24 protein-coding genes are annotated in these 23,689 nt (G+C 62.0%); 14 read left to right on the forward strand and 10 right to left on the reverse strand.

Annotated elements, in window-relative coordinates:
* The first annotated feature begins 50 nt into the window (after positions 1-50).
* The 12 genes from AB7813_RS01430 to AB7813_RS01485 all read left to right on the forward strand — a co-directional run bounded on the left by AB7813_RS01430 (position 51) and on the right by AB7813_RS01485 (position 12,659).
* Positions 51-443 carry an endonuclease domain-containing protein gene (locus AB7813_RS01430; RefSeq protein WP_349636631.1) on the forward strand — a complete coding sequence of 131 codons (393 nt, stop codon included), beginning with the start codon at positions 51-53 and terminating at the stop codon, positions 441-443.
* On the forward strand, positions 444-1,142 hold the full coding sequence (locus AB7813_RS01435; RefSeq protein WP_439063602.1) for a phosphatidylserine decarboxylase: 699 nt from the start codon (positions 444-446) through the stop codon (positions 1,140-1,142). It abuts the gene before it with no gap.
* Positions 1,143-1,264: 122 nt separating this feature from the next.
* Complete coding sequence (gene pssA, locus AB7813_RS01440; protein WP_439064609.1) at positions 1,265-2,140, forward strand: CDP-diacylglycerol--serine O-phosphatidyltransferase; 876 nt, start codon at positions 1,265-1,267, stop codon at positions 2,138-2,140.
* 173 nt (positions 2,141-2,313) lie between these two features.
* Entirely contained in the window at positions 2,314-3,033 is a 720-nt protein-coding gene (locus tag AB7813_RS01445) for an RraA family protein (protein ID WP_309944514.1), read from the forward strand.
* Positions 3,034-3,183: 150 nt separating this feature from the next.
* Positions 3,184-3,912, forward strand: a complete 729-nt coding sequence (locus tag AB7813_RS01450; RefSeq protein WP_439063603.1) for a class I SAM-dependent methyltransferase — start codon at positions 3,184-3,186, stop codon at positions 3,910-3,912.
* Between the two features lie 213 nt (positions 3,913-4,125).
* Entirely contained in the window at positions 4,126-4,899 is a 774-nt protein-coding gene (locus AB7813_RS01455; protein WP_068730581.1) for a motility protein A, read from the forward strand.
* Positions 4,900-4,929: 30 nt separating this feature from the next.
* The gene (locus AB7813_RS01460) at positions 4,930-5,754 is read left to right on the forward strand and encodes an OmpA/MotB family protein (protein ID WP_315841660.1); all 825 of its coding nucleotides are present in this window, start codon (positions 4,930-4,932) and stop codon (positions 5,752-5,754) included.
* Positions 5,755-5,925: 171 nt separating this feature from the next.
* Positions 5,926-7,827 (forward strand): potassium transporter Kup, encoded by a 1,902-nt coding sequence (locus tag AB7813_RS01465; RefSeq protein ID WP_089267162.1) that lies wholly within the window; start codon positions 5,926-5,928, stop codon positions 7,825-7,827.
* Positions 7,828-7,951: 124 nt separating this feature from the next.
* A complete protein-coding gene (locus AB7813_RS01470) occupies positions 7,952-9,874 on the forward strand; it encodes a potassium transporter Kup (RefSeq protein ID WP_439063604.1) in 1,923 nt (640 codons plus the stop codon).
* Positions 9,875-10,042: 168 nt separating this feature from the next.
* Positions 10,043-10,375 (forward strand): rhodanese-like domain-containing protein, encoded by a 333-nt coding sequence (locus AB7813_RS01475; RefSeq protein WP_093758906.1) that lies wholly within the window; start codon positions 10,043-10,045, stop codon positions 10,373-10,375.
* Between the two features lie 7 nt (positions 10,376-10,382).
* Positions 10,383-11,537: an aminotransferase gene (locus AB7813_RS01480; protein WP_439063605.1), complete on the forward strand. Its 1,155-nt coding sequence runs from the start codon at positions 10,383-10,385 to the stop codon at positions 11,535-11,537.
* Between the two features lie 9 nt (positions 11,538-11,546).
* Positions 11,547-12,659: a polyamine ABC transporter substrate-binding protein gene (locus AB7813_RS01485; protein WP_439063606.1), complete on the forward strand. Its 1,113-nt coding sequence runs from the start codon at positions 11,547-11,549 to the stop codon at positions 12,657-12,659.
* Between the two features lie 3 nt (positions 12,660-12,662).
* Here AB7813_RS01485 and AB7813_RS01490 read toward each other — a convergent pair whose 3' ends face one another.
* The 7 genes from AB7813_RS01490 to AB7813_RS01520 form a co-directional block, all read right to left on the reverse strand.
* A complete protein-coding gene (locus tag AB7813_RS01490) occupies positions 12,663-13,598 on the reverse strand; it encodes a lipid A biosynthesis lauroyl acyltransferase (protein ID WP_439063607.1) in 936 nt (311 codons plus the stop codon).
* Entirely contained in the window at positions 13,598-14,620 is a 1,023-nt protein-coding gene (locus tag AB7813_RS01495; RefSeq protein WP_439063608.1) for a zinc-binding dehydrogenase, read from the reverse strand. The genes AB7813_RS01490 and AB7813_RS01495 overlap by 1 nt, the downstream gene beginning before the upstream one ends.
* A gap of 102 nt (positions 14,621-14,722) precedes the next feature.
* Complete coding sequence (locus AB7813_RS01500; RefSeq protein ID WP_439063609.1) at positions 14,723-16,003, reverse strand: beta-ketoacyl-ACP synthase; 1,281 nt, start codon at positions 16,001-16,003, stop codon at positions 14,723-14,725.
* A 116-nt stretch (positions 16,004-16,119) separates the two neighbouring features.
* Positions 16,120-17,322: a beta-ketoacyl-ACP synthase gene (locus AB7813_RS01505; protein ID WP_439083607.1), complete on the reverse strand. Its 1,203-nt coding sequence runs from the start codon at positions 17,320-17,322 to the stop codon at positions 16,120-16,122.
* A complete protein-coding gene (locus AB7813_RS01510) occupies positions 17,315-17,788 on the reverse strand; it encodes a 3-hydroxyacyl-ACP dehydratase FabZ family protein (RefSeq protein ID WP_093758902.1) in 474 nt (157 codons plus the stop codon). The genes AB7813_RS01505 and AB7813_RS01510 overlap by 8 nt, the downstream gene beginning before the upstream one ends.
* Positions 17,789-17,797: 9 nt before the next feature.
* Positions 17,798-18,079 carry an acyl carrier protein gene (locus AB7813_RS01515; RefSeq protein WP_002711294.1) on the reverse strand — a complete coding sequence of 94 codons (282 nt, stop codon included), beginning with the start codon at positions 18,077-18,079 and terminating at the stop codon, positions 17,798-17,800.
* A gap of 189 nt (positions 18,080-18,268) precedes the next feature.
* Positions 18,269-18,616: a hypothetical protein gene (locus AB7813_RS01520; protein ID WP_439083606.1), complete on the reverse strand. Its 348-nt coding sequence runs from the start codon at positions 18,614-18,616 to the stop codon at positions 18,269-18,271.
* A gap of 175 nt (positions 18,617-18,791) precedes the next feature.
* On the opposite strand from AB7813_RS01520, the gene AB7813_RS01525 reads away from it, so the two are divergent.
* A complete protein-coding gene (locus AB7813_RS01525; RefSeq protein WP_439063612.1) occupies positions 18,792-19,418 on the forward strand; it encodes a ParB-like protein in 627 nt (208 codons plus the stop codon).
* Here AB7813_RS01525 and AB7813_RS01530 read toward each other — a convergent pair.
* The 3 genes from AB7813_RS01530 to AB7813_RS01540 form a co-directional block, all read right to left on the reverse strand.
* Positions 19,379-19,888 carry an MgtC/SapB family protein gene (locus AB7813_RS01530; protein WP_439063613.1) on the reverse strand — a complete coding sequence of 170 codons (510 nt, stop codon included), beginning with the start codon at positions 19,886-19,888 and terminating at the stop codon, positions 19,379-19,381. The two genes, AB7813_RS01525 and AB7813_RS01530, sit on opposite strands and share 40 nt — an antisense overlap.
* A gap of 26 nt (positions 19,889-19,914) precedes the next feature.
* Positions 19,915-20,493 carry a peroxidase-related enzyme gene (locus tag AB7813_RS01535; protein WP_439083605.1) on the reverse strand — a complete coding sequence of 193 codons (579 nt, stop codon included), beginning with the start codon at positions 20,491-20,493 and terminating at the stop codon, positions 19,915-19,917.
* A gap of 90 nt (positions 20,494-20,583) precedes the next feature.
* Positions 20,584-22,344 carry an ATP-binding protein gene (locus AB7813_RS01540; RefSeq protein ID WP_439063615.1) on the reverse strand — a complete coding sequence of 587 codons (1,761 nt, stop codon included), beginning with the start codon at positions 22,342-22,344 and terminating at the stop codon, positions 20,584-20,586.
* A 304-nt stretch (positions 22,345-22,648) separates the two neighbouring features.
* On the opposite strand from AB7813_RS01540, the gene AB7813_RS01545 reads away from it, so the two are divergent.
* Complete coding sequence (locus AB7813_RS01545) at positions 22,649-23,545, forward strand: LysR family transcriptional regulator (RefSeq protein WP_439063616.1); 897 nt, start codon at positions 22,649-22,651, stop codon at positions 23,543-23,545.
* The last annotated feature ends 144 nt before the right edge of the window (positions 23,546-23,689 follow it).

Below are 23,689 nucleotides of genomic sequence, written 5' to 3' on the forward strand. Positions count from 1 at the left end.
CGGGAGAGGGGGGCATGGCGAGGGATCAGGCCAAAGCTTTGCGCGCCAACATGACGGATGCCGAGCGGCAGCTTTGGTATCGGCTGCGCGCCCACCGATTTCAGAGCTTCAAATTCAAGCGTCAGGTGCCGATTGGGCGATACATCGTTGATTTCGTCTGCCTTGAACGGCGCCTCGTCATTGAGGTCGATGGCGGGCAGCATGCTGACAGCAAACCGGATCAAACCCGAGACCAATGGCTTCAACAACAAGGGTTTCGCGTTCTGCGGTTCTGGAATAATGAGGTGTTCAACAACACGGATGGAGTGCTTGAGGTGATCGTTGAACATCTTGGCCATTCCGCGCCAGCCCCCTCTCCCGGCACGCCGCTACGCGTCGCGCCACCCTCTCCCGCCTGCGCAGCTTCGCTGCTTGGGGGAGAGGGGAAGAAAGATAGAGCTTAAATGTCCATCGCAAATTCCATCCGTGGCCAGATCCCGCCGATCCACAAGGAAGGCTATCCGTTCATTGGCGCCTTTGCGCTGGCGAGCCTGGTGCTGTTCTGGATCTGGACGCCGCTGGGCTGGATCGGCACGTTGCTGACCGTCTGGTGTGCGCTGTTCTTCCGCGATCCGGTGCGCGTGACCCCGACCCGCGAGGGTGTCGTGGTGTCGCCCGCCGACGGGAAAGTGTCGATGGTGCAGCCGGTGCTGCCGCCGGCCGAACTCGGCCTCGGCGACCAGCCGCTGCTGCGCATCTCGGTGTTCATGAGCGTCTTCAACGTCCATGTGAACCGCAGCCCGGTGGCTGGCCGGATCGAGCGCATTGCCTATCGGCCGGGCAAGTTCATCAATGCCGAGCTGGACAAGGCGAGCGAGGACAATGAGCGCAATTCGCTGGTTATTTCGACCCCCGGCGGCCGGATCGGCGTGGTGCAGATCGCCGGGCTTGTGGCGCGCCGGATCGTGTCCTTCGTGCGCGAGGGCCAGACCCTGAGCGCCGGCGAGCGCTTTGGCCTGATCCGTTTCGGCTCCCGGCTGGATATCTACCTGCCGGAAGGCAGCAAGGCGCTGGTGGCCGTGGGGCAGACCGCGATTGCCGGCGAGACCGTGCTGGCCGATTTCCGGATCGGTGACGGCGGCCGCACCTACCGCGTCGATTAACCCGGGTGATAACCCAGGGGTGATGGCCGCGGGGGTGATTAACCCCGATTTCCTGCCGGTTTGAGCGGCAGGACGCCACAATGGCGGAACAGCGTGGGATTTGCTAGGATCACGCCATGCAAATGCCTCCTGACCAGTCTCCCGAGACGCGCCGCCGCCGGTTCCGGACCATTCCGATCCGGATGCTGGTGCCGAACATGATCACGCTGCTGGCTATCTGCGCCGGCCTGACGGCGATCCGCCTGTCCACCGAGGGGCGGATGGAACTGGCCGTGGCGGCCATCGTGTTCGCCGCCGTGCTCGATGGTGTCGATGGCCGTGTCGCCCGCATGATCAAGGGCCAGTCCAAATTCGGCGCCGAACTCGACAGCCTGGCTGACTTCGTCAATTTCGGTGTGGCGCCTGGCCTGATCCTGTATTTCTGGCAGCTCCACGATCTCAGCAATGCCGGCTGGATCGCCGCGATGGTGTTCGCCATCGCCGGCAGTCTGCGGCTGGCGCGTTTCAACGCCACCATGGACGATCCGGACAAGCCGGCCTTTGCCGCGAACTTTTTCACGGGCATGCCGGCGCCGCTGGGCGCGCTCACCGTGATGCTGCCGATCTATCTGGGCTTCCTGGGCACGCCGATGCCGCCGGCCATCCTGACGACCCTTTACACGCTGCTGGTCGGCTTCCTGATGGTGTCGCGGCTGCCGGTGTTCTCCGGCAAGGCCGTGAACATGCGGGTGCCGCGCGAGCTGGTGCTGCCGGTGTTCGTCGGCGTCGTGCTCTTCATCGCGCTGCTGATCGGCTACCCCTGGCACATCCTGTCGGCGCTCTCGATCATGTATCTGCTGAGCCTGCCGCTGGGCTGGAAATCGTATCGCGATCAGGAACGTGCGCTCGCCGCGCAGTCGGTGGTCCCTGTCGATCCGGCGGGGCCCCATGCATCGCCGCCCTATACGCCGGGTGCACCTGAGATCGCACCGGATGATCGGCCCGCACGCCTGAACTGATTATCCATCTCGCGAACAATTCATGCAGCCGCTTTCCCCCGCGATAGCAGCCACGACGAAAGCGGCTGCATTTCGTTTTGGGCATGCACTGAAGTCGGCTATATCCGAAGTCACTCAGCGACGACGACGTCCCGCGAAGACGGGATGCGATAATCACCCACAGGAGAAACGCCGTGACGAATTCCGCGACCGGTCCGCTGCCCGCATCCGTTCTAGAAGCACTGGGCCGCTACGACACGCCGACCATCTGCAATGCGATGGAGATCGTCGCCCCCGATCGCCGGCTGATCGGCTACACCACGCGTCCGCTGGTTTGTCCGTTTCCCAATCTGCCGCCCATCGTCGGCTATGCGCGCACCGCGACCATTCGCGCGACCATGGCGTCCGGTCTGCCTGCCGCGGAGCAGAAGGCGCGGCGGCTCGCTTACTACGACTATGTCGGTACGGGCATCGGTCCGCGCATCAGCGTCATCCAGGATATCGACGGGCCCGACGCGGGCTATGGCGCGTTCTGGGGCGAGGTGAACAGCGCCGTCCACAGGGCGCTCGGTTGCCTCGGTGTGGTCACCGATGGCTCGATCCGCGATATCCCGCAATGGGCACCGGACTTCCAGGCGCTCGCCGGCACGATCGGTCCGTCGCATGCGCATGTGCATGTGAGCGAGTTCGGCAATGAAATACGCGTTGCCGGCATGAGTGTCCGTTCGGACGATCTGATCCATGCCGATCAGCACGGTGCGGTTGTGATCCCGCTCGATGTCGCCGCGAAACTGCCGGAAGCGGCAGAGCTGTGCGGGCGGCGGGAGACACCCATTCTCGATATCGCGCGCAGCCCGTCATTCACGCTCGAGAAGCTGAAAGAGGCGATGGCGCGCTCGTCGGAAATACACTGAAATCCGGGGCTATTAAGACTAACGATAAAGGTTAGATGCCGATCAACCCGAACCAGCTCCGGTTGCTTGCGCGGCCGGAGGGCTTCGGGCTAACTGCCGGTTCCGCCGTAAAAACGGACATTGGAGACGGTATTGCCTCAGACCAAGGATATGAAGAAAGCTTGGAATGAGCGTGCAAATCGTGACCCGTTCTTTTACGTCGAGACCGAGTTGTGGGATCACGATCCCGAAAAATTCTTCGCACTCGGACGCGAACGCGCGACGCTGCTGATCGACCCTGTTCTTGCAAAATATGCAGTTGATCCCGTCGGCAAGACGGCGGTCGATATCGGCTGCGGTGTCGGACGTTTCACGCAGGCGCTTGGCCGGCGTTTCACCAGGGCTGTTGGCATCGATGTGTCCGACGTCATGGTGGAAAAAGCGAAGGCGGCGGCAGCGGCGTTCAGCAATCTCGACTTCGTCGCCGGCAATGGCGTCGTGTTTCCCTTAGCGTCCGAAACTGCCGATTTCGTGTGGTCATATGAGGTCTTTCAGCACATGCCGTCGCATGACGTCGTGAAGGCCAATCTGGTCGAGGTTGCCCGCATCCTGCGTCCATCCGCGCTTGGACTCATTCACTTCCGAACGGCGCACGAATATCCGACGATCCTCTGGCATATCGCCAAGTTCGTCCCGACGCCTGTCATCCAGCGCCTGAAAATGATGCTCGGTAAGGATCCGCTAACCGCGGACACGTCGTGGCGCGGTGCAAAGCCGTTGCCGAAGAATACGATCGCGGACTTCTGCGTGGCCGCCGGCCTCAAGCCGATCGAGTTTCTCGATGACCCGACCCACGCGCCGGGATCGCGTACTTTCGTGGTCGTCCAGCGCGCTGTTTGACGCCGCGCAATCGCCCTCAATCGGTCTGCTGAACGAACTTTCCGTATCGTTCCACGCGTGCACGCACGTCATTAATCTGTCGTTAATGAACCGTGAAGCGGTAACGCGTCCTTAATCGCAGTATCGCTAAGGTACCTTTGCGCGGCCTGATCTCGAGGCGTGCCGCCGTCCAGGACGGGCGTCGTTCGATACGTGTATAGCGTCGGAGTTGACATGGATATCACAACACTCGTCGGTTTTGTCGCTGGCATCATTGTGCTGTGTACCCTGGTCCTCATGGGCGGCAGCTTCGGGATGTTCTACGACATCCACGCCGTCATCATCATTTTCGGTGGTTCGTTCGCCGCGACGCTGATCCGCTTTCCGCTCTCGTCCATCCTTCATGGCATTCCGCTCGGCGCCAAATTTGCATTCACGCTGAGCCGCCTGAACGCTCGCGATCTCGTTGACGAACTCGCCCGCATCGCGGAAATCGCGAGGAAGCAGGGACCGGTCGGACTCGAAAAAGTCGAAACTGATGACGCATTCCTCGCCAAAGGAATCCGCTTCGTTGCCGACGGTTACGATCTCGAATTCATCCGCGACAATCTCGAGCGCGACCGCGACAATTTCCTCATGCATCTCGATGAAGGCTCGAAGATCTACCGCGCCATCGGCGATTGCGCGCCGGCCTTCGGCATGATCGGTACGCTGCTGGGCATGGTGCAGATGTTCTCGAACATGTCCGATCCGTCCAAGCTCGGCCCGTTCATGGCCGTCGCGCTGCTCGCTACATTGTACGGCGCTATCGTCGGCAACCTGATCTGTTTGCCGATCGCCGACAAACTGCACGTCAAGGTGCTCGATGAGGAGACCAACCGCACGCTCATCATCGACGGCATCCTGATGATCCGCGACTCCAAGAGCCCGGCGCTGGTCCGAGAAATGCTGCTGGCCTATCTGCCCGAGAAGCACCGCCATGACGAAAGTGAGCCGGTCCCAGCGTAACACACTGGAGGCAGGCTCGGAGCACGTCCGATGGCGAAGAAAAAACGCGGAGAAGCACACGGCGGCCATGGCTGGTTCGTGACCTTCGCCGACCTGATGGCGCTGCTGCTCAGCTACTTCGTCATGCTCGTGGCATTCTCCAGCCCTGACGGCGCCAAACTCAAGATCGTTGCCGGCTCGGTCCGCGAAGCCTTCGGCGTGCAATCCGATGCGCGTTATTCAGGCGTGATCGAATCCGATGGTCTGCCGACGCGCGGCCAGACGAAGAACAAGGACCATGTGTCGCCGGACGATGCGTCCAACGTTACCAGTCCGAGCGAGAAGGGCGGCCGTCCCGCGGGCGCCAAGCTGAAGATGGACCGTGAATTCGCGCTCGCCTCGGCGTCACTGCGGCAGGCGCTGCAGGACATGCCGGAGATCAACGAGATCTCCAAGAACATCATGTTCGAGGAGACCAAGCAGGGCCTCAATCTGGAAATCATCGACCAGAACGGCCGCTCGATGTTTGCTGACGGATCCAAGGTTCCCTATGAGCGCACACGTCTGTTGCTGCAGAAGCTCGCCGGGCCGCTGAAGGCAACACCGCTGCGCGTGGCTATCGTCGGTCACACCGCCGCGGGCTTCGTGCCGGCGCGCAGCGAATACGATGCATTCGATCTGTCGGCCGATCGCGCCAATGTCGTTCGGCAGATTCTGGAACGCGAAGGCCTGCCGTCGTCCCATATCTTCTCGGTGTCGGGCAAGGCAGACAGCCAGCCGCTATTCCCCGATGATCCGACCATGGCCGCCAACCGGCGGGTGACCATTACGCTGATGCGGGAAGACCCTCCGCTGCCGCCAAACCTCAAGCCGTAAAACAGTCAATTCCTTTTTTACTGCTCCAGCCTCTTTTTTTGCTGGGCAATGCCGATTTTTGCTGCGCTCCCGATAAGCGATCTGCGGCAGGATAGGCTAGTGTCCCGGTTGACTGGCATTGCCCGGCGCGCCATAGCCGGGTCCGGATTGTCCAGAGGCGTTACGAGCAGAATGGCCGTTACGGAAACAACAGGCGAGGGACCGATCGAAGTTCCGGTTCATACCGGCTTCTGGTCGCTCACGGTCGGCAGTATCGGCGTCGTGTTCGGCGACATCGGAACGTCGCCGCTTTACGCATTCCGCGAGGCGGTACACGGCGCGACTCATGGCGCGCCGGTGACGCCCGTCATCGTGCTCGGCGTGCTCTCGCTGATCCTGTGGGCGCTGTTCATCGTCGTCACTGCCAAATATGTGCTGTTCCTGCTGCGCGCCGACAACAATGGCGAGGGTGGAACACTGTCGCTGATGGCGCTCGGCCAGCGTGCCTTGGGTCGGCGGAGCTTGCCGCTGATGGTACTGGGCGTGATCGGCGCCTCGATGTTCATCGGCGATTCCATGATCACTCCGGCGATCTCGGTGCTCTCGGCGGTGGAAGGCCTCAAGCTCAAGGCACCTGCGCTCGAACCTTACGTCGTGCCGGTCACGGTCGCGATTCTCGTCGTGCTGTTCTCCGTACAGCGTATTGGCACCGCCAAGGTGGCCTCCGCCTTCGGTCCGGTGATGATCATCTGGTTCACGGCGCTGGCGCTGATGGGCGCCTCGCATATCTTCGATGATCCGACGGTGCTGAAGGCGATCAATCCGTATTATGCCGTGCAGTTCATGCTGACCCACGGGACCATCGGTCTGGTGACCCTAGGCGCAGTCTTCCTGGCCGTCACCGGCGGCGAGGCGCTCTATGCCGATCTCGGCCATTTCGGTCGCAGGCCAATTCAATACGGCTGGTTCTTCTTCGTACTGCCGGCGTTGATGATCAATTATTTCGGGCAGGGCGCGCTCGTGCTGTCGAACCCGGCCGCGATCGAAAATCCGTTCTATCGAATGGCACCGGAATCGATGCTGTTGCCGTTGATCGCGCTAGCGACGGCCGCGACCGTGATTGCGAGCCAGGCCGTCATCACAGGAGCATATTCGCTCGTGCGTCAGGCGGTGCAGCTCGGCCTGTTGCCGCGTTTCGAAGTGCGCTTCACCTCCGAGACCCATGCCGGCCAGATCTATTTGCCTCGGGTCAATCGTCTGCTGCTGATTGGTGTGCTGCTGCTGGTGCTGCTGTTCAAATCGTCGAGTGGTCTGGCCTCGGCCTATGGCATCGCGGTCTCCACCACCATGGTGGCCGATGGCATCATGGGCTTTGTGGTGATATGGAAGCTGTGGAACTGGAAGGCCGCGACTGCCGCTGCGATCATCGCGCCGCTGGTGTTCGTCGATCTGGCCTTCCTCAGTGCCAATCTCCTGAAACTGCTGGAAGGCGCCTGGGTGCCGCTGCTGTTCGGCGTACTGATGGCCGGCATGATCTGGACCTGGCGCCGCGGCGCGGCGATCCTGATCACCAAGACGCGCCGTATCGAAGTGCCGCTGCGCGATCTTATCAAGAGTCTGGAAAAGCGCCCCCCGCATATCGTGAAGGGCACCGCGGTGTTTCTCACCAGCGATCCCGAATTCGTGCCGACGGCGCTGCTGCATAATCTGAAGCACAACAAGGTTCTGCACGAACACAATGTGATCCTGACCATCGAGACTGCGCAAACGCCGAAGGTCGATCTGGCCGAACGCGTTCGCATGGAGAATATCAGCGACAAATTCTCGATGGTAAAGCTGCGCTTCGGCTTCATGGAATCGCCGAACGTGCCCAAGGCGCTCGTCGTCGCGCGTAAACTCGGCTGGCAGTTCGACATCATGGCGACGTCGTTCTTCGTGTCGCGGCGCTCGCTGAAGCCGTCGGCGCAATCCGGCATGCCGCTGTGGCAGGACCATCTGTTCATCGCGCTCAGCCGTTCGGCGAACGACGCCACCGACTATTTCCAGATCCCCACCGGACGCGTGGTGGAGGTCGGTACTCAGGTGACGATCTAAGCATCTTTTGTCATGTCCGGTTCCCCGATTTGCGCTATAACGAGTGTGATCATCGGGGCCGGGAACGGCCTCGCTGCCCCGCTGTTCAGAGACCTGCGATTCAGAAGTCTTCGAGGCCGTTTCCATGACCATCGATAGCGCATCTCCCGCCGCGGCATCCCCGGCGGACCCTACCCATGGGCACTCGACGGCCAGCTTCGGCTCGCTCGTCATGGGCAGTATCGGTGTCGTCTATGGCGACATCGGCACCAGCCCGCTTTACGCGCTCCGTGAGGCGCTGGTCGCGGCCGGGGGCCACAAGGCGCCCGGCATCGACAATGAAGCAATCCTGGGCGTCCTCTCGCTGATTCTGTGGGCCCTGATCATCGTCGTGACGCTCAAATATGTCGTGCTGCTGCTGCGCGCCGACAATAACGGCGAGGGTGGCCCGCTGGCCCTGATGGCGCTGGCCCAGCGCGCGATCGGATCGAGCGGGCCGGTGGTGGTGATGCTCGGCATCATCGCCGCGGCGTTGTTCTATGGCGACGCGGTGATCACGCCGGCGCTGTCCGTGCTCTCGGCCATCGAGGGCGTCAAGCTCGTCACCACCGCCTTCGATCCCTATGTTGTACCGCTCACCATCGTGATCCTTGTGGCGCTTTTCGCCGTGCAATCGCGTGGGACTGCGAAGGTCGCGACGTTCTTCGGACCGATCATGTGCCTATGGTTCATCGTGATCGCGGTAGCGGCCATTCCGCAGATCGTGAAGCATCCTGAAGTGCTCGCGGCACTCAATCCCGTGCACGCGATCTACTTCATGTTCCATCACGGCATCATCGCCTTCGTGACGTTGGGCGCAGTGTTTCTCGCCGTGACCGGCGCCGAAGCGCTCTATGCCGATCTCGGCCATTTCGGCAAAAAGCCGATCCAGCTGGCCTGGCTGTTTCTCGTGCTGCCGTCGCTGGCCATCAACTATTTCGGCCAGGCTGCGCTGGTGATGCATGATCCCACCGCGCTCGAAAATCCGTTCTATCTGATGTTTCCCGACTGGGCGCTGATCCCCATGGTGATCCTCGCGGCGACTGCCACCGTGATTGCGAGTCAGGCCGTGATCACCGGCGCCTATTCGCTGACGCAGCAGGCGATCCAGCTTGGCCTGCTGCCGCGTTTCGAAATCCGGCACACATCGGAGTCGCATTCCGGCCAGATCTACATTCCGCGCGTCAATATGCTGCTGTTCATCGCTGTGATCGTGCTTGTCGTGCTGTTCAAGTCATCGAGCTCGCTGGCCTCGGCCTATGGCATCTCGGTCACCGGCACCATGGTCGTCACTGCGATGATGGGCTTTGTGGTGATCTGGCGCGGCTGGAAGTGGTCGCCGATCGCGGCTGCGGCGCTGATCGTGCCGTTTCTGGTGATCGACGTCACGTTCCTCACCGCGAACCTCTTGAAAGTGTTCGACGGCGGCTGGGTGCCGCTGGTGATGGGCGGCGTGATCATTCTCATGATGTATACGTGGCGGCGCGGCAGCCGCCTGCTGTTCGAGAAGTCGCGCAAGCTGGAGTTTCCGCTGGCCGATCTTGTGGCCATGCTGGAGAAACGTCCGCCGCAGCGCGTGTCCGGCACGGCGGTATTTCTCACCAGCGATCCGCAGAGTGCGCCGACGGCGCTGATGCATAGTCTGAAACACTACAAAGTGCTTCACGAGAAGAACGTTATTCTCACCATCGAAACCGCACCAACGCCGCGCATCGATCCCAGTGAGCGGGTGCGCATGGAAGAGATCAGCGCGACCTTCTCGAAAGTGACGCTGCGCTTCGGCTTCATGGAATCGCCGAATGTGCCGAAATCCCTCGCGATTGCGCGCAAGACCGGCTGGCAGTTCGACATCATGTCGACCTCGTTCTTTCTCTCGCGCAGGGCGCTGAAGCCTGCGGTGCATTCCGGCATGCCGCGCTGGCAGGACCATCTGTTCATCGCGCTCAGCCGCACTGCCAATGACGCGACCGACTATTTCCAGATCCCCACGGGGAGGGTGGTCGAGGTAGGCACGCAGGTGACTATCTAGGCCTGATTCCGAAAAGCGGGCCTGCGGCTTTCGGGCAGGATCAGGCCCGACAATAAGCTCTTCCAACGCTTGATTTTCGCCTCGCGAGAGGCGACGTTGGCGCCCGAAAACAGGGGCGTTTCCGCCCCTTCGCATTCGCTCCGGACACCGGGGCGGCAGGAGGTTGTGGTGGCAGGCGAAGCTCATACCGTTCACGATTTGACGCCCGAGGAAGTGTCCAAGGGGATCACTGAAGGCAAGTATTTGCTGGTTGACGTGCGCGAACCCAACGAGGTCGCGGTCGAGGCCTATCCGGATGCCGTCGTGGTGCCGCTGTCGGGCTTCGATAGCGCCGATCTGCCCGATCCTGCGGGCAAGCAGATCGTCTTCGCATGTCGCTCCGGCAAGCGCTCGGTGACGGCCTCGCTGGCCGCGCAGGCCGATGGCCTTGCCTATGACAAGCACCTCGCCGGTGGAATCCTTGGATGGAAGGCCGCAGGCCTGCCGACAAAGGTTGGCTGATCGCTCGATGAACAAGATATTCTCTGAGCTGCCCGTCACGGTGTTCGAGGCGATGTCGCAGCTCGCGCGCGACCACAACGCCATCAATCTCGGGCAGGGCTTTCCCGATCATCCCGGTCCCGACGATATCCGTCAGGCGGCCGCCGATGCGGTGCTGAACGGCTATAACCAGTATCCGTCGATGATGGGCATCCCGGAGCTGCGTCAGGCGATCGCCACGCATTACCAGCACTGGCACAAGCTCTCGCTCGATCCGATGACCGAGGTAATGGTGACCTCCGGCGGTACCGAGGCGCTGACCTCGTCGATCCTTGCGGTGGTGGAGCCCGGCGACGAAGTCGTGTGCTTCCAGCCGGTCTACGATTCTTATTTGCCGATCATCCGGCAGGCCGGCGGCATTCCGCGTCTGGTCAGCCTCAAGCCGCCGCACTGGCGCCTCACGGAGGAAGACCTGCGCGCGGTCTTCAATCACAAGACCAAGGCCGTGCTGTTCAACAGCCCGCTCAATCCGGCTGCCGTGGTGTCGCCGCGCGAGGATCTCGAACTGCTGGCGAAGTTCTGTCAGGAATTCGATACGATCGCGATCTGCGACGAAGTCTGGGAACATGTGACCTTCGACGGCCACGACCATATCCCGCTGATCACCATTCCCGGCATGCGTGATCGCACTATCAAGGTTGGCTCCGCCGGCAAGATCTTCTCGCTCACCGGCTGGAAGATCGGCTTCGTCTGCGCCGCGCCGCATCTCCTGCGCGTCTGCGCCAAGGTGCATCAATTTCTCACCTTCACGACGGCGCCAAATCTGCAGGTTGCGGTGGCCTATGGTCTCGGCAAGTCCGACGATTACTTCAAGACGATGCGCGCCGATCTCGCGCGTAGCCGCGATCGTCTGGCCGCAGGTCTGGAAAGTATCGGCTTTCCCGTCATCAAGTCGCAGGGCACGTACTTCCTCACCGTCGATCTGTCGCCGCTGGGACTGAACGAGACCGACGAGGATTTCTGCCGGCGTCTCGTCTACGACTACAAGGTCGCGGCCATTCCGGTGTCGGCCTTTTATGAGCAGGACAAGGTGACCTCGGTGGTGCGTTTCTGTTTCGCCAAGAACGACGCAACGCTCGATACCGCGCTGGAACGCCTGTCCAACGCCGTTCATCGCCGCTAGGGGAAGTTGATGCGCATGGGCAAGCACGGGATCGCGTGGGTCGTCGGAGCGGCGCTGCTGTGGTCCTTGCCGGTGCAGGCGCAAGACCAGAAGGCAGAGCGTGTCGTCAACTTCTACAACTGGTCGAACTACATGGCGCCCGGTGTGCTGGAGGCCTTCACCAGGGAGACCGGCATCAAGGTCGTCTATGACACCTTCGATGCCAACGAGACGCTGGAGACGCGGCTGCTGGCCGGCAAGTCCGGCTACGACGTTGTGGTGCCAACCGCGTATTTCCTGCAGCGCCAGATCACCGCAAAGGTGTTCCAGAAGCTCGACAAGGCGAAGCTGCCGAACCTCGCCAATGCCTGGCCGGAGGTGACCAAGCGTCTCGCGATCTACGATCCCGGCAATCAGTTTGCCGCGAACTACATGTGGGGCACCACGGGCATCGGCTACAACGTCAAGCAGGTCGCGAAAATCCTCGGGCCCGACGCAAAAATCGATAGCTGGGATATCGTCTTCAAGCCGGAGAATCTTGCGAAGTTCAAGGATTGCGGCGTCCATATGCTGGATTCCGCCGACGACATTCTGCCGGCGGCGCTGAATGCGCTGGGCCTCGATCCGAATTCGACCAAACAGCCAGACCTCGAAAAGGCGGCCGATCTCGTCGGCAAGATCAGAGGCAATGTCCGCAAGTTTCACTCCTCCGAATATCTGAGCGCACTGGCAACCGGCGATATCTGCCTCGTGGTCGGCTGGTCCGGTGACATCATTCAGGCGCGTGCGCGCGCCGAGGAAGCCAAGAACGGCGTCGAGATCGGTTATGCGGTGCCGAAGGAGGGCGCGCAGATGTTCTTCGACAATCTGGCAATCCCGGCCGATGCCAAGAACGTCAATGAGGCCTATGAGCTGATCGACTATCTCTACCGGCCGGACGTCGCTGCAAAGAATTCAGATTTCCTCGGTTATGCCAATGGCAATCTCGCCAGCCAGAAGCTGATCGATCCGAAAATCCTGAACGACAAGACGATCTATCCGGATGCGGCGATGCTGCAGAAGCTGTTCGTCATTACCGCACGCGATCCGGCGACGCAGCGTGTGATCAACCGGTTATGGACGAAGGTGAAGACGGGACGCTGAGTGTTATCGCCAGCGCCGATGCAGCCACAGCCACTGCTCGGGATATTCCCGGATCCAGCCTTCCAGCACGGACGTCACCGCCTGCATCGTGCCCTGAACGTCGACCCTGCCATTGGCATCGCGCACCGGTTTCACCTCTTCGGAGACTTCGATGCGGAACCGATGATCGGGCAGGCGGATGATACGAACGCCGTGGATCGGGCAATCGACCTGGCGCAACAGTCGTGCCAGCATCGGATTGGCGTTGGTCTTGCGGCCGAAGAAGTCCACCGGGACGCCGTTGGTGAACCATTGATCCACCAGCATGGCGACGTGCTTGCCCTCGTTCAGCGCGTGCGCGAGCTTGAGCGGTGCGTCATGGCTGGCTGGAATGAGATTGCCCATGTTGATCGCGCGTGTCTGATGAATGGCGCGGTCAGCAGCGGCGCTGTTCGGCCGGCGATACAACACGGCGGCGTCGAGGCCGTGCGCGACGGCAGCAAGCGCCGGAATCTCCCAATTACCGAGATGGCTCGCGAAAATCAGCGCCGGCTTGCCGTCGTCGCGCAGCTGATCGAAAATTTCCGCCGTCCGCGCCGAGAATTCGACGTTGCTCGGTTTGGTCGGATGTGCCGGGTCGTAATCCCAGATCTGGTCGAGATGCGCGAACTCCGCGCCGACGCGCCCCATATTGTCCCAGACGCCAGCGAGGATCCTGTCGATCTCTTCCGGTGATTTTTCGGGGAAGGCGGCGGTGAGGTTGGCGCGGCCGATCTTGTCTTCGCGAAACAGCGGCCCGATACGCTGCGTGATCTTGCCGAACAGATTGGCGGTCTTCACCGGATCGAAATAGCGCGTGCTGCGCAGGATGCCGATCGTCAGCGCACCGACAGCGGCGTCGCCTGCAGGCTTCAGGGCATCGCGAATGCGGGCCTTGGTGCGAAGCAGCAGGCGGAGCATCAGAAGTGAACGATGATCTTGCCGAACACCTGGCGGGTTTCCATCCGCTTCAGCGCGGTCTCGACATCGCTGATCGGCACTTCGGTATCGATCACCGGCAGCATGCCGTCAGCCATCTTGTCGAGGCTTTCACTGATGTTCTTCATGGTGGCGCCGAACGAACCGAAGATGCGGTATTGCTGCTGGAACAGCTGCATCAGGTTGATCGTGGTGGTCGGGCCCGAGGTCGAACCGCAGGTGACCAGGCGGCCGCCGCGCTTCATCACCAGCAGCGAGCCGTTGAAGGTGTCGGCACCGACGTGTTCGAACACGACATCGACGCCCTTCTTCTTGGTGATCTTGCGGGTCTCGCCTTCGAAGCGATCCTTGCGATAGTTGATGACGTGGTCGGCGCCGAGCGCCTTGACGCCTTCGATCTTGCTGTCGTCACCCACGGTAGTGATGACGGTGCAGCCAATTTTCTTGGCCATCATGATCGCGACGGTACCGATGCCGGAGCCGCCGGCGTGAACGAGAATAGTCTCGCCGGGCTGCAGCTTGGCATTGTCGAACAGCATGTGCTGCACGGTCGAGAAGGCGATCGGGGCACAGGCGGCGTCGCGGAAGTTGATGCCGTCGGGGACGGGGATCACCAGACGCGCTGGCATGTTCATCAGTTCGCGCGAGAAGCCGTCGATGTGGAAGCCGTAGAGACCGCCGACGTTCTCGCAGAAATTGTCACGGCCTTCCTGACAGGCCTTGCAGTGACCGCAGGTCAGCGCGCCATACATCACGACTTTCTGGCCCGGCTTCAGGTTGGTGACGCCTTCGCCGACGGCAGCGATCTCGCCCGAAGCTTCGGCGCCGATCGACAGCGGCAGCTTGCGCTTGGCGAAGGCCATGCCGCGGAAGCCCCAGACGTCGATATGATTGAGGGCGACCGCCTTGACGCGGATCTGCACTTCGCCGGCAGCAGGCGGCGGGGGCGGCGGGACGTCGGCGACGACAAGCTCGCGATCGGCAACAAGATTGAGCGCACGCATGAACCGCGTCTCCGGCAAGAAAGGTTGATTTCGGATGGCCTGCGTATCGCCGGTTCACGCCATGACGTCAACCGGCGAGGGGGCCTGTGAGACCAAGGAGCCCTAAACGGGCTCGCCGGTGAGGATCAGCGAAGCATTCTGGCCGCCAAAGCCGAAGGAATTCGACATCACGGCCGTCACGCGTGCATCGCGGGCGGTATTGGGAACCACGTCGAACGGAATGGCCGGATCGGGAACATCGTAATTGATCGTCGGCGGGATCCGCTGGTGTTCCAGGGTCAGCAGCGAGAACACCGCCTCGACGGCGCCGGCGGCGGAGAGGGTGTGGCCGACCATGGACTTGTTGGACGAGACCGGAATTTCTTTGGCGCGCTCACCGAACACACTGGAAATGCCGAGATACTCCATCTTGTCGTTTTCCGGCGTGCCGGTGCCATGGGCGTTGATGTAGTCGATCTGGTCGGACGTCAGGCCAGCATCCACCAGCGCGTTGTTCACGCATCCGATGATCGGCTTGCCGTCCGGGCTGGAACGGGTGCGGTGGAAGGAGTCGGCGAGCTCGCCGCAACCGGCAACAATGCCGAGGATCTTGGCGCCGCGCGCGGTAGCGGCCTCCAGGCTTTCCAGGACCAGCGCACCGGCGCCTTCGGCCATCACGAAACCATCGCGGTTCTTCGCGAAGGGGCGCACGGCCTTCTCGGGCGGGTCGTTATGGGTCGAGAGTGCTGACAGCAGCGAGAAGCGGATCAGCGCTTCCGGGTTCACCGAGCCGTCGGTGGCCACGCACAGCGCCGCATCGGCTTCGCCGCGGCGGATCGCTTCGACACCAAGCTGGATCGCGGTCGCGCCAGAGGCGCAAGCGGTCGACAGCGAGATCGGCGAGCCTTTGGTGCCGAACGTGTCGGCGAGATGGTCGGCGACAGAGCCGAACAGGAAGCGGCGATGATACTGAACGAACTTGCCGCCGCCCGCGACGCGCAGCAGCGTGTCGTAATTGATGTCGCTATTGGCGCCAGCGGCCCTGGCCAGCACCTGGCGTTGCGGCCATTCGACTTCGACGGGCGCAACCGCGAGGAACAGCGGGCCGGGGAAGTCACCCTTGCTGCCGATATTGGCCTGTGCGATGGCTTCCTCGGTGACCAGCTCGCCGAGCTTCTCGGAGAGGTCGGTGGAGGAAAACGGCTCGACCGGCACGAAATCGATCGTGCCTGCCATCGTCGTCTTCATGCCGTCGGTGGGAAAACGCGTGATGGTGCGAATGCCGGATTCGCCGGCGGTGAGCTTGGCCCAGTTGTCCTCTTTGCCGGCGCCGAGAGATGTCGCAACACCCATGCCGGTAACGACAACGATTGGTCGGCCGAATTTATCGCGCGTTGCAGTCATGCTCTCTCCGTCGGCCGCGTCGACCGCTTAACTTGAGCATGATCCCGAAAAGCGGATGCCGGTTTTCGGATAGGATCTTGCTCAAACATAAGAAAAATCTAGAGCCCAGTTGGGTTCTAGATGGCTTCAACCAGCGCCATGCCTTCGCCGCGCCAATGACCGGCGCCGATCACCACAATCTGGGTGGGCCTGCCGGACTTTTCAATCTCGAGGCCGGTTGAATCGTTCGGCGGAAACATCGCGCCGCGCGAGATCGCAAGCGCCGCAAGGCCGAGGCCGAGCGGGAATTGGGTTTCGAGCGTATGGCCAAAGAGGGTGCCGGTGCCGCGGATGGCGACGTCGGCATGATCCTTCAGGAACGTGCGCTCTTCGGACGTCACGGGCTCAGCGCCGGTCGCACCGGTGATGATCGCCGCGTCGTTCTTCGCGCCGAGTTTCGACCACAGCCCCTGCAGCGACGCCGTGACTTCGCCGGGAGTCTTGCGACGGGCATGATCGGCAACCACGCTCTTGAGACGTGCGAGAGGCTTGGCACCGCGCGCTTCTGCATGCGCCCTGGATTCGATGACGAGGAATGCGCCGGCAGAGCCGAGCGCAAAGCCGGAATTCTTCTCGCGCGCCCAGACGGTTTCGAACTTGTTCTTCAGGTTGAAGTCGTCGAATTCGTACAGCAGCAGCAGGTCCTTGCGCTCACCATTATGTGCGGCACCGATCAGCGCGATGTCGCTCTGGCCGTCGGCGATGCGGGCCAGTGCGATGCGCGCGGCGTCCACGCCGGCGGCTTCCTCGCCCATGAAGGTGCGGGACGAACCGGTGACGCCGTGCACGATGGCGATATTGCCGGCGAGCAGATTGGAAAGCTGCGCCAGAAACAGCGTTGGCCTGAGGTCGTTGAGCAGCTTTTCGTTGAGTAGGCCCGGGGTCGCTGCGCCGTAGCCGGCCGAATTCAGGATGCCGGAATCGACGGCCAGATCGCGCTCACCGCCACCGGCGGCAACGATCATGTCCATCCTCGACAGGATGTCCTTGTTGCCTTTGACGCCAGCCGAATCCAGCGCGAGGCCGGCGGCATAGGTGCCGATCCGCTGCCAGGCTTCCATCTGACGCTGATCGCCCTTCTTGGGGATCTGCGCGTCGTAAGAGACCGGCGCGAGGGGGTGGACGATGTTCGGAGCGAAGCCGGTTTCATCGACGTTGATGCGCTTGTTGTTCAACGCATCCCAATGCGCGTCAGGGCCTTCGCCCAATGACGTGGCGAGGCCAATGCCGGTGATCCACGCTTCCACCGGCTCGGATGTCATCGGTCGGGTTTCAGCCATTGGTGATCGCCTGTAAGGGAAATCCGATGCGCTCGGCCACGATGTCCATGTGTCCGCGCAGATCCGGATGGGGGAACGGGACGGTCTTGAAGGTGAGCTGCGCGTTGCAGGTCAGCTTGCCGTCGACCTTGATCTTGACAGTGGTCATGTAGAAGCCGTCGCCTTCGTGCAGCACGCTGGCGTTGATGTCCAGCTTCGTGCCGGGCGTGATGAAGGTACGCATCTTGGCTTCCTTCACCGCGGCCAGAAACGGCATGCGTTCGAACTTCATCAGCGCGATTAGCAGCCAGCCCGAAGTCTGCGCCATCGACTCGATCAGCAGCACGCCGGGCATCAGCGGGTAGCCCGGGAAGTGGCCCTCGAAGATGGTGCTGGTCTCGGGAACGTTGGCTTCGACCGTGATCGTCCGTTCGCCGACATTGAGGTCGGTGATGCGGTCGATCAGGTGAAAATATTCGAGGTTCATGGCGGGGCGTTACGCGCCCTTGGCCGCGACCAATTCGTCGATGCGCGCGCTGAGGTTCTTCAGGACGAAATACTGCTCGGTGGTCGCCTTGCCGTCATTGACCTCCTGGGTCCATTTTTCCAGCGGCAGCTTGATCCCGAACGCCTTGTCGATCGCAAAAGCGATATCCAGGAAGTCGAGGCTGTCGATCCCCAGATCGTCGATGGCGTGGCTTTCCGGTGTGATCGTGTCGCGGGGAATGTCGCAAGTCTCGGCGATGATTGTAGCGACCTGATCGAATGTGGAGGACATTACTAAGCCTTTGATATATTGAAGATAATGTTCGATCGGCGCGCGCAAAGACAGGGCTTCGCCCCGGGGCAGTCCCGGTCCGCCGTATAGAGTCGATTGCCCGTATATCGGAGCGGGGGCGGCAGTTCAATGCAGTTGAGCGCCCGCTCACCAGCCGCTGTGGGCTGTGGAAAGAGGGTTTGGCGCGCCTCAGCCGTGCGGCGCAACAATATGGGCGCAGTCGCGGCGGCCCATCAACACGCAATCCTGGGTTTTGCGGAGATCCGCGATGCTGACCGCGAGCCAGATCCCGACACCCACCAGGATCACCGTAAAGCCGAAGGCTGCGCTATTGGCCAGCATCCGGTGGCGGAAGTCGTCGGGGTCGTCCTGTGCCTGTTGATAGCGGGACAGCTCGCTGGCGCCGGTGGTTTGGCGGCGGCGGGGGTGGTCGGCGGGAGCGGTGGGATGGTGTGGCAGCGTGTCGGAGGTGCGGGGCACGAAGCGAAGCACGCGGTGCTCGTCATCTTCTCTGATAATCGGCTGCTGGGTCTTCATGGTCGTGGGTCTGCGCATGCGATGTCGCAGTCTAACACGAGGCGGCCGCTTCGCGCAGATAAAGTCCGCATGGCACGGATGCGGCGATCGGCAGAGATGACGTGGAACTGATCCGCATCGGCGCAGCGGCCATGCCATAGTTCGTTCCGGACAGACATCAGATATGGGAGGCCATATGCCGAACACACGCGAACCGTTGCTGCATCCGGTCCCGATCTTGTCGCTGCGGCCAACGCAGATGACGGTGGGCATGCGCGAGGTGAAGGAGAAGCGCAAACGATGGCGCGCGCATAAGTCCAAGCGCAAACAGGCCGAACTGCTCGGCCAGCACATGATCCCCGTGGTGCTGGGGCCGGATCAGCGTCACTACGTGGTCGACCACCATCATCTCGCACGTGCGTTGCATGACGAAGGCGTGAAGGATGTGCTCGTCACCGTGATCGCGGATCTCACGATGGTCGATATGAAAGCCTTCTGGGGCGTGCTCGATCACCGCCGCTGGGCCTATCCCTATGACGCCAAGGGCGAGCGACGACACTTCAAGGACATTCCGAAATCGGTGACGGGCCTGAAGGACGATCCGTTCCGCAGCCTGGCAGGCGAAATTCGCCGCGCCGGCGGCTATGCCAAGGACACTACGCCGTTCAGCGAATTCCTCTGGGCGGACCTGTTTCGCAGCCGGCTCTCCACCAAGGAGATCGAGGCCGATTTCGCCAAGGCATTGGAGAAAGCGCTGGCGATCGCCAAAAGCAAAGATGCGATCTATTTGCCCGGCTGGTGCGGACCGGCGTCCGACGACTGAGGCGCATCCATCGGGATCGCAGCGGGGTCGCCTTTGCCGCCGAGCACGCGATGCAGGGCGCGTTCGATCCTTCCGCCGAGCAGCAGCACGAGGAAGGCGATCACCACCGAGACGGTGACGATGCGCCAGTGACCGGCGCCGCACATGATGCCGACACAGGCGGTCAGCCAGACGCAGGCGGCGCTGGTCAGGCCGCGGACACGGAAATGCCGCTCGGCATGAAAGATCACGCCGGCACCGAGAAAGCCGACGCCGGTGAGCACGCCCTGAATGACCCGGCTTCCCGCATCCGTGAAGCCGCCTTTGCCGAGCGGATCGGCCAGCACTACGATCATGGCAGTGGCCAGGCTGACGAGCCCCAGCGTGCGCACGCCCACGGGCTTGCCATGCAGATCGCGGTTGAGGCCGATAGCGCCGCCAACGAGGGCGGCGACGCCCAGACGCAAGATGATGTCCGACCAGTCGAGCACTGCGAGATCCTTCTAAGCCCGTGCCATTACTTCGGCAGCCGGCCCATCATATAGAACTCGTCATTGGGTTTCATGTTGGTGACATTGGCCATCCGGTTCGACAGTGCAAAGAAGGCCGAGATCGCGGTGATGTCCCAGATATCGTCGTCGCTGAAGCCGTGGCCGGAGATCTCGGCGAAATCCTGCTCGCCGATGGTCTCGGCGGACCGGCTCACTTTCATGGCGAAATCCAGCATCGCACGCTGCTTCGGCGTGATGTCGGCCTTGCGGTAGTTGACGGCGATCTGGTCGGCGATGGTCGGGTTCTTGGCGCGAATGCGCAGGATCGCACCATGCGCGATGACGCAATAATGGCACTGGTTGGCGGCTGATGTCGCGACCACGATCATCTCACGCTCGGCCTTGGTCAGCCCGCTGTCCTTGTCCATCAGGGCGTCGTGATAGGCGAAGAACGCGCGGAATTCGTCGGGACGATAGGCCAGCGACAGGAACACGTTCGGCACGAAGCCGGACTTTTCCTGCACGCCCATAATGCGCGTGCGGATGTCCTCGGGCAGCTTGTCGAGGGCGGGTGTCGGAAAGCGTTGCGCAATCGGCTGGGTCATCTGGCATTCCCGTGAACGTTTCTGTTTCACGAGACCATAGGCGATCACGCCGTCACCGCAAAGCGCTTGCGGCAATGCATGCTGATGCGATTAACGTAGTGGCTTCTTGAGCAGCGAGAAGCGATCCGGATCGAGGCCGAGCGAGGGTTGCAGCATCGGGGCTTCGACGCTGCGGCTCGGCGTTGCCAGCGGCCGCTCGATGAAGCCGGGATCGTTCGGTACCTCGCGATGCGAGGTGGCGCCGCGCCAGCGTTCCAGCACCGCGCTGACGAACTGCATGTCGTGACCGGCAGCCACCGACGGCACCGTCGCGATGGTGGCCTCGGAGCGCGGCAGCTGATGCGGCGGCACTTCCTTGAAACGCAGGCGGGTCGGCAATGCGACGCCTTCACCGAAGGCGAGCACTTCGCGGGTGCCGAGTGACGGCACGAAGGAGAGCAGGTTGGCAGCGGCATCCGACACCGCGGAGCGCAGCAGCGCCTGGTCGCGCTCGTTGGCAAGGCGCATGGCGAACAGTGTGTTGCACTGGGAAATGATGGTGGCGTCGAGTTCTGCCGGACGCTGTGTCACAAGGCCGAGATAGACGCCGTATTTGCGGCCTTCCTTGGCGATGCGCGACACTGCCTTGCGGGTCGGGCCAAAGCCGATATTGCGGTCGGCGGAGGCGTAGCGATGCGCTTCCTCGCAGACGAACAGCAGCGGCGAGGCGCCGTCACTCCACAGGCCGAAATCGAATGCCATACGACAGAGCACCGACACCACGGAGTCGACGACTTCCGCGGGGAAGCCGGCGAGCTGCATGATGGTCATCGGCTTGCCGTTGGCGGGCAGGCGGAACAGATGGCTGATCACTTCCGCCATGGTGTCGCCGCCGACATTGGCGTTGTCGAACATGAAGGCGTAGCGCGGATCGTTCTTCACCGCTTCGATGCGCGAGATCAGCTTGTGATACTGGATGCGCGACGAGCGGTTCTCGAGCTTGCCCATGCGCTCGTCGATCAGCGAGATCAAATCGACCAGGCGATAGGGCACCGGCGTATCGACGGTGTAGCCGATGGTCTTCGGATCGATGCGCTTGAGGCCGATGCGGTCGGCGTTCTGGTATTGCGTGTAGACGCCCTTGGCGATCGGAATGACTTCCGAGAGGATTTCGAGCTCTTCGGGCACGCCGGGGCGGCCGGCGAACAGCACGTCGACGATTTCCTCGAAATTGAACAGCCAGAACGGCAGTTTCAGATTGCGCGGGTTCAGCACCAGCGACTTATCGCCGAAGCAGCGGCCATATTCGTTATGCACGTCGAGCAGGAAGATGCGCAGATGCGGGCGCGACTTCAGGATTTCATTGAGCAGCAGCGACACGCCGGTGGATTTACCGACACCGGTGGAGCCGAGCACCGCGAAGTGCTTGCTCAGCATTTCCTCGACGTCGACATAAGCGGCGACCGACTTGTCTTGCTGCAGCGTGCCCACGTTGATCTGCTCGGAGCCGGACGGCGCATAGACCGTGCGCAGATCGTGATTGCTGATCAGATCGACGATGTCGTCGATGGTGGGATAGTTGGTGACGCCGCGCTGGAATTTGGCCTTGTCTCCGTGCCCTATGATCTCGCCGAGCAGATCGACCGAGGCACTCGCGATATACATGTCAGATGCATGCATGTTCTCGGCGGACACTTCCGTGATCATGGCAATGATGGTCGAGGAGGCGCAACGGATGCTGACGAAGCGGCCGACGGTGCCGCGCATCTCCGAGGGTGTCATCGGGTTCACGGCGAGCAAGCCGACCCGGGCCAGCGAGCCGCGAACTGAGATAATGCGCCCGAACGACGCCGCTGCGTTTAAACTGGTCATTGATGAATTCGCGTCTCACGCCCCGGTTGGGCCGACTATGCAGGTCAGGGACTGGACAAATTGTTAAGGCGCGTCCGCGGGCTATCGGTGGGCTCTGCTCGTCAAACTTGCATTGCGGAATTAGCTCCGCACTGGAACGCGGAAACTCCGGCACTGGATACCTTGTCGCTTGTGGCTGGCGATCTGGCTTTACGCGGTTTTAACCAGCCCGCGAGGTCGGCATAGGCTGGCGTCCTGACCTTGCATGGGTCGTCGTCGCCGCGTTATCTCAGCGCGGCCGCCTTCGGCCGTGCACGGACCTCTCATGCGCATCGATTTTCCCGGCCTGCAGGCGTTTCTGAGCATCGCGGAGCGGGGCAGCTTCTCTCGCGCGGCCGCGCACCTCAATCTGTCGCAGACGGCGCTGAGCCACCGGATCAAGAAACTGGAAGAGGATCTCGGCTTTCAGCTGCTGGCCCGCACCACGCGGCAGGTGGCACTGACCCCGGCCGGGCTGGAACTGCTGCCGACCGCACGGCGGATGATCGGGGAACTCTCAGACTCCATCGATTTGCTCAGGGCGCGAGGCCGCAAGCGGCAGGAACACATCGCACTCGGCTGCCTGCCGACCATCGCCGCCTATCACCTGCCGCGGGTGCTGAAGCAGTTCAATGCGGCGCATCCGGGAATTTCGATCAAGATCCACGACAATTCAGCCAGTGAGATCGCCACGCTGGTGCAGTCCGGCCAGGCAGAGTTCGGCATCACGATCACGGCGACCAATATATGGGATCTGGCTGTCACCCCGCTGATCAAGGAGCGCTTCGTCCTGTTGTGCACGAAGGATCATGCCTTTGCGCAGCGCAAGTTCGTGGCCTGGTCGCATCTCGAGGATATGCCGCTGATCCGTATCAGTCCGCAGGCCGGCAATAGGGCCCTGATCGACGACGCGCTCGGCCATCGCCGCGACAAGCTGAACTGGCGCTACGAGGTGCAGCATCTGCAGACGGCGGTGGGCATGGTGTTCGAGAAGCTCGGCATCGCCGTGGTCCCCAGTATCGCAGTGGCGACGCAGGGAACTGCCGGACTGGTCGCTGTGCCGCTGCGCAACCCAAGTGTCAGCCGGACGGTCGGCATCATCGTCAAGCGTGGACAGCCGGTGAGCAAGCCGGCGCAGGCGCTGATCGACCTGACCCGCAAATACTTCCAGGCTGCGGGATAATCCGCTCGGCAGGATATATGCAGGAGACTGCACGATTATCCCAGATTTCTCATTTGTTTCATATATCGGAATTGGTTACTGCGGGAGCAGAACGGTCCATAGCCTTGTCGCGATGACGTGACGGCCATGGGTACCGACATAAAA

Origin of the sequence: Tardiphaga sp. 20_F10_N6_6 (assembly GCF_052076045.1) — a bacterium.
Classification (GTDB): Bacteria; Pseudomonadota; Alphaproteobacteria; order Rhizobiales; family Xanthobacteraceae; genus Tardiphaga; species Tardiphaga robiniae.

Bases quoted from the DNA above. Each gene is read 5' to 3' on its own strand.
- AB7813_RS01430 (WP_349636631.1), top strand. From the start codon at position 51: ATGACGGATGCCGAGCGGCAGCTTTGGTATCGGCTGCGCGCCCACCGA.
- AB7813_RS01435 (WP_439063602.1), top strand. From the start codon at position 444: ATGTCCATCGCAAATTCCATCCGTGGCCAGATCCCGCCGATCCACAAG.
- pssA (WP_439064609.1), top strand. From the start codon at position 1,265: ATGCCTCCTGACCAGTCTCCCGAGACGCGCCGCCGCCGGTTCCGGACC.
- AB7813_RS01450 (WP_439063603.1), top strand. From the start codon at position 3,184: ATGAAGAAAGCTTGGAATGAGCGTGCAAATCGTGACCCGTTCTTTTAC.
- AB7813_RS01455 (WP_068730581.1), top strand. From the start codon at position 4,126: ATGGATATCACAACACTCGTCGGTTTTGTCGCTGGCATCATTGTGCTG.
- AB7813_RS01460 (WP_315841660.1), top strand. From the start codon at position 4,930: ATGGCGAAGAAAAAACGCGGAGAAGCACACGGCGGCCATGGCTGGTTC.
- AB7813_RS01465 (WP_089267162.1), top strand. From the start codon at position 5,926: ATGGCCGTTACGGAAACAACAGGCGAGGGACCGATCGAAGTTCCGGTT.
- AB7813_RS01470 (WP_439063604.1), top strand. From the start codon at position 7,952: ATGACCATCGATAGCGCATCTCCCGCCGCGGCATCCCCGGCGGACCCT.
- AB7813_RS01480 (WP_439063605.1), top strand. From the start codon at position 10,383: ATGAACAAGATATTCTCTGAGCTGCCCGTCACGGTGTTCGAGGCGATG.
- AB7813_RS01485 (WP_439063606.1), top strand. From the start codon at position 11,547: ATGCGCATGGGCAAGCACGGGATCGCGTGGGTCGTCGGAGCGGCGCTG.
- AB7813_RS01490 (WP_439063607.1), bottom strand. From the start codon at position 13,598: ATGCTCCGCCTGCTGCTTCGCACCAAGGCCCGCATTCGCGATGCCCTG.
- AB7813_RS01495 (WP_439063608.1), bottom strand. From the start codon at position 14,620: ATGCGTGCGCTCAATCTTGTTGCCGATCGCGAGCTTGTCGTCGCCGAC.
- AB7813_RS01500 (WP_439063609.1), bottom strand. From the start codon at position 16,003: ATGACTGCAACGCGCGATAAATTCGGCCGACCAATCGTTGTCGTTACC.
- AB7813_RS01505 (WP_439083607.1), bottom strand. From the start codon at position 17,322: ATGGCTGAAACCCGACCGATGACATCCGAGCCGGTGGAAGCGTGGATC.
- AB7813_RS01510 (WP_093758902.1), bottom strand. From the start codon at position 17,788: ATGAACCTCGAATATTTTCACCTGATCGACCGCATCACCGACCTCAAT.
- AB7813_RS01515 (WP_002711294.1), bottom strand. From the start codon at position 18,079: ATGTCCTCCACATTCGATCAGGTCGCTACAATCATCGCCGAGACTTGC.
- AB7813_RS01520 (WP_439083606.1), bottom strand. From the start codon at position 18,616: ATGAAGACCCAGCAGCCGATTATCAGAGAAGATGACGAGCACCGCGTG.
- AB7813_RS01525 (WP_439063612.1), top strand. From the start codon at position 18,792: ATGCCGAACACACGCGAACCGTTGCTGCATCCGGTCCCGATCTTGTCG.
- AB7813_RS01535 (WP_439083605.1), bottom strand. From the start codon at position 20,493: ATGACCCAGCCGATTGCGCAACGCTTTCCGACACCCGCCCTCGACAAG.
- AB7813_RS01540 (WP_439063615.1), bottom strand. From the start codon at position 22,344: ATGACCAGTTTAAACGCAGCGGCGTCGTTCGGGCGCATTATCTCAGTT.
- AB7813_RS01545 (WP_439063616.1), top strand. From the start codon at position 22,649: ATGCGCATCGATTTTCCCGGCCTGCAGGCGTTTCTGAGCATCGCGGAG.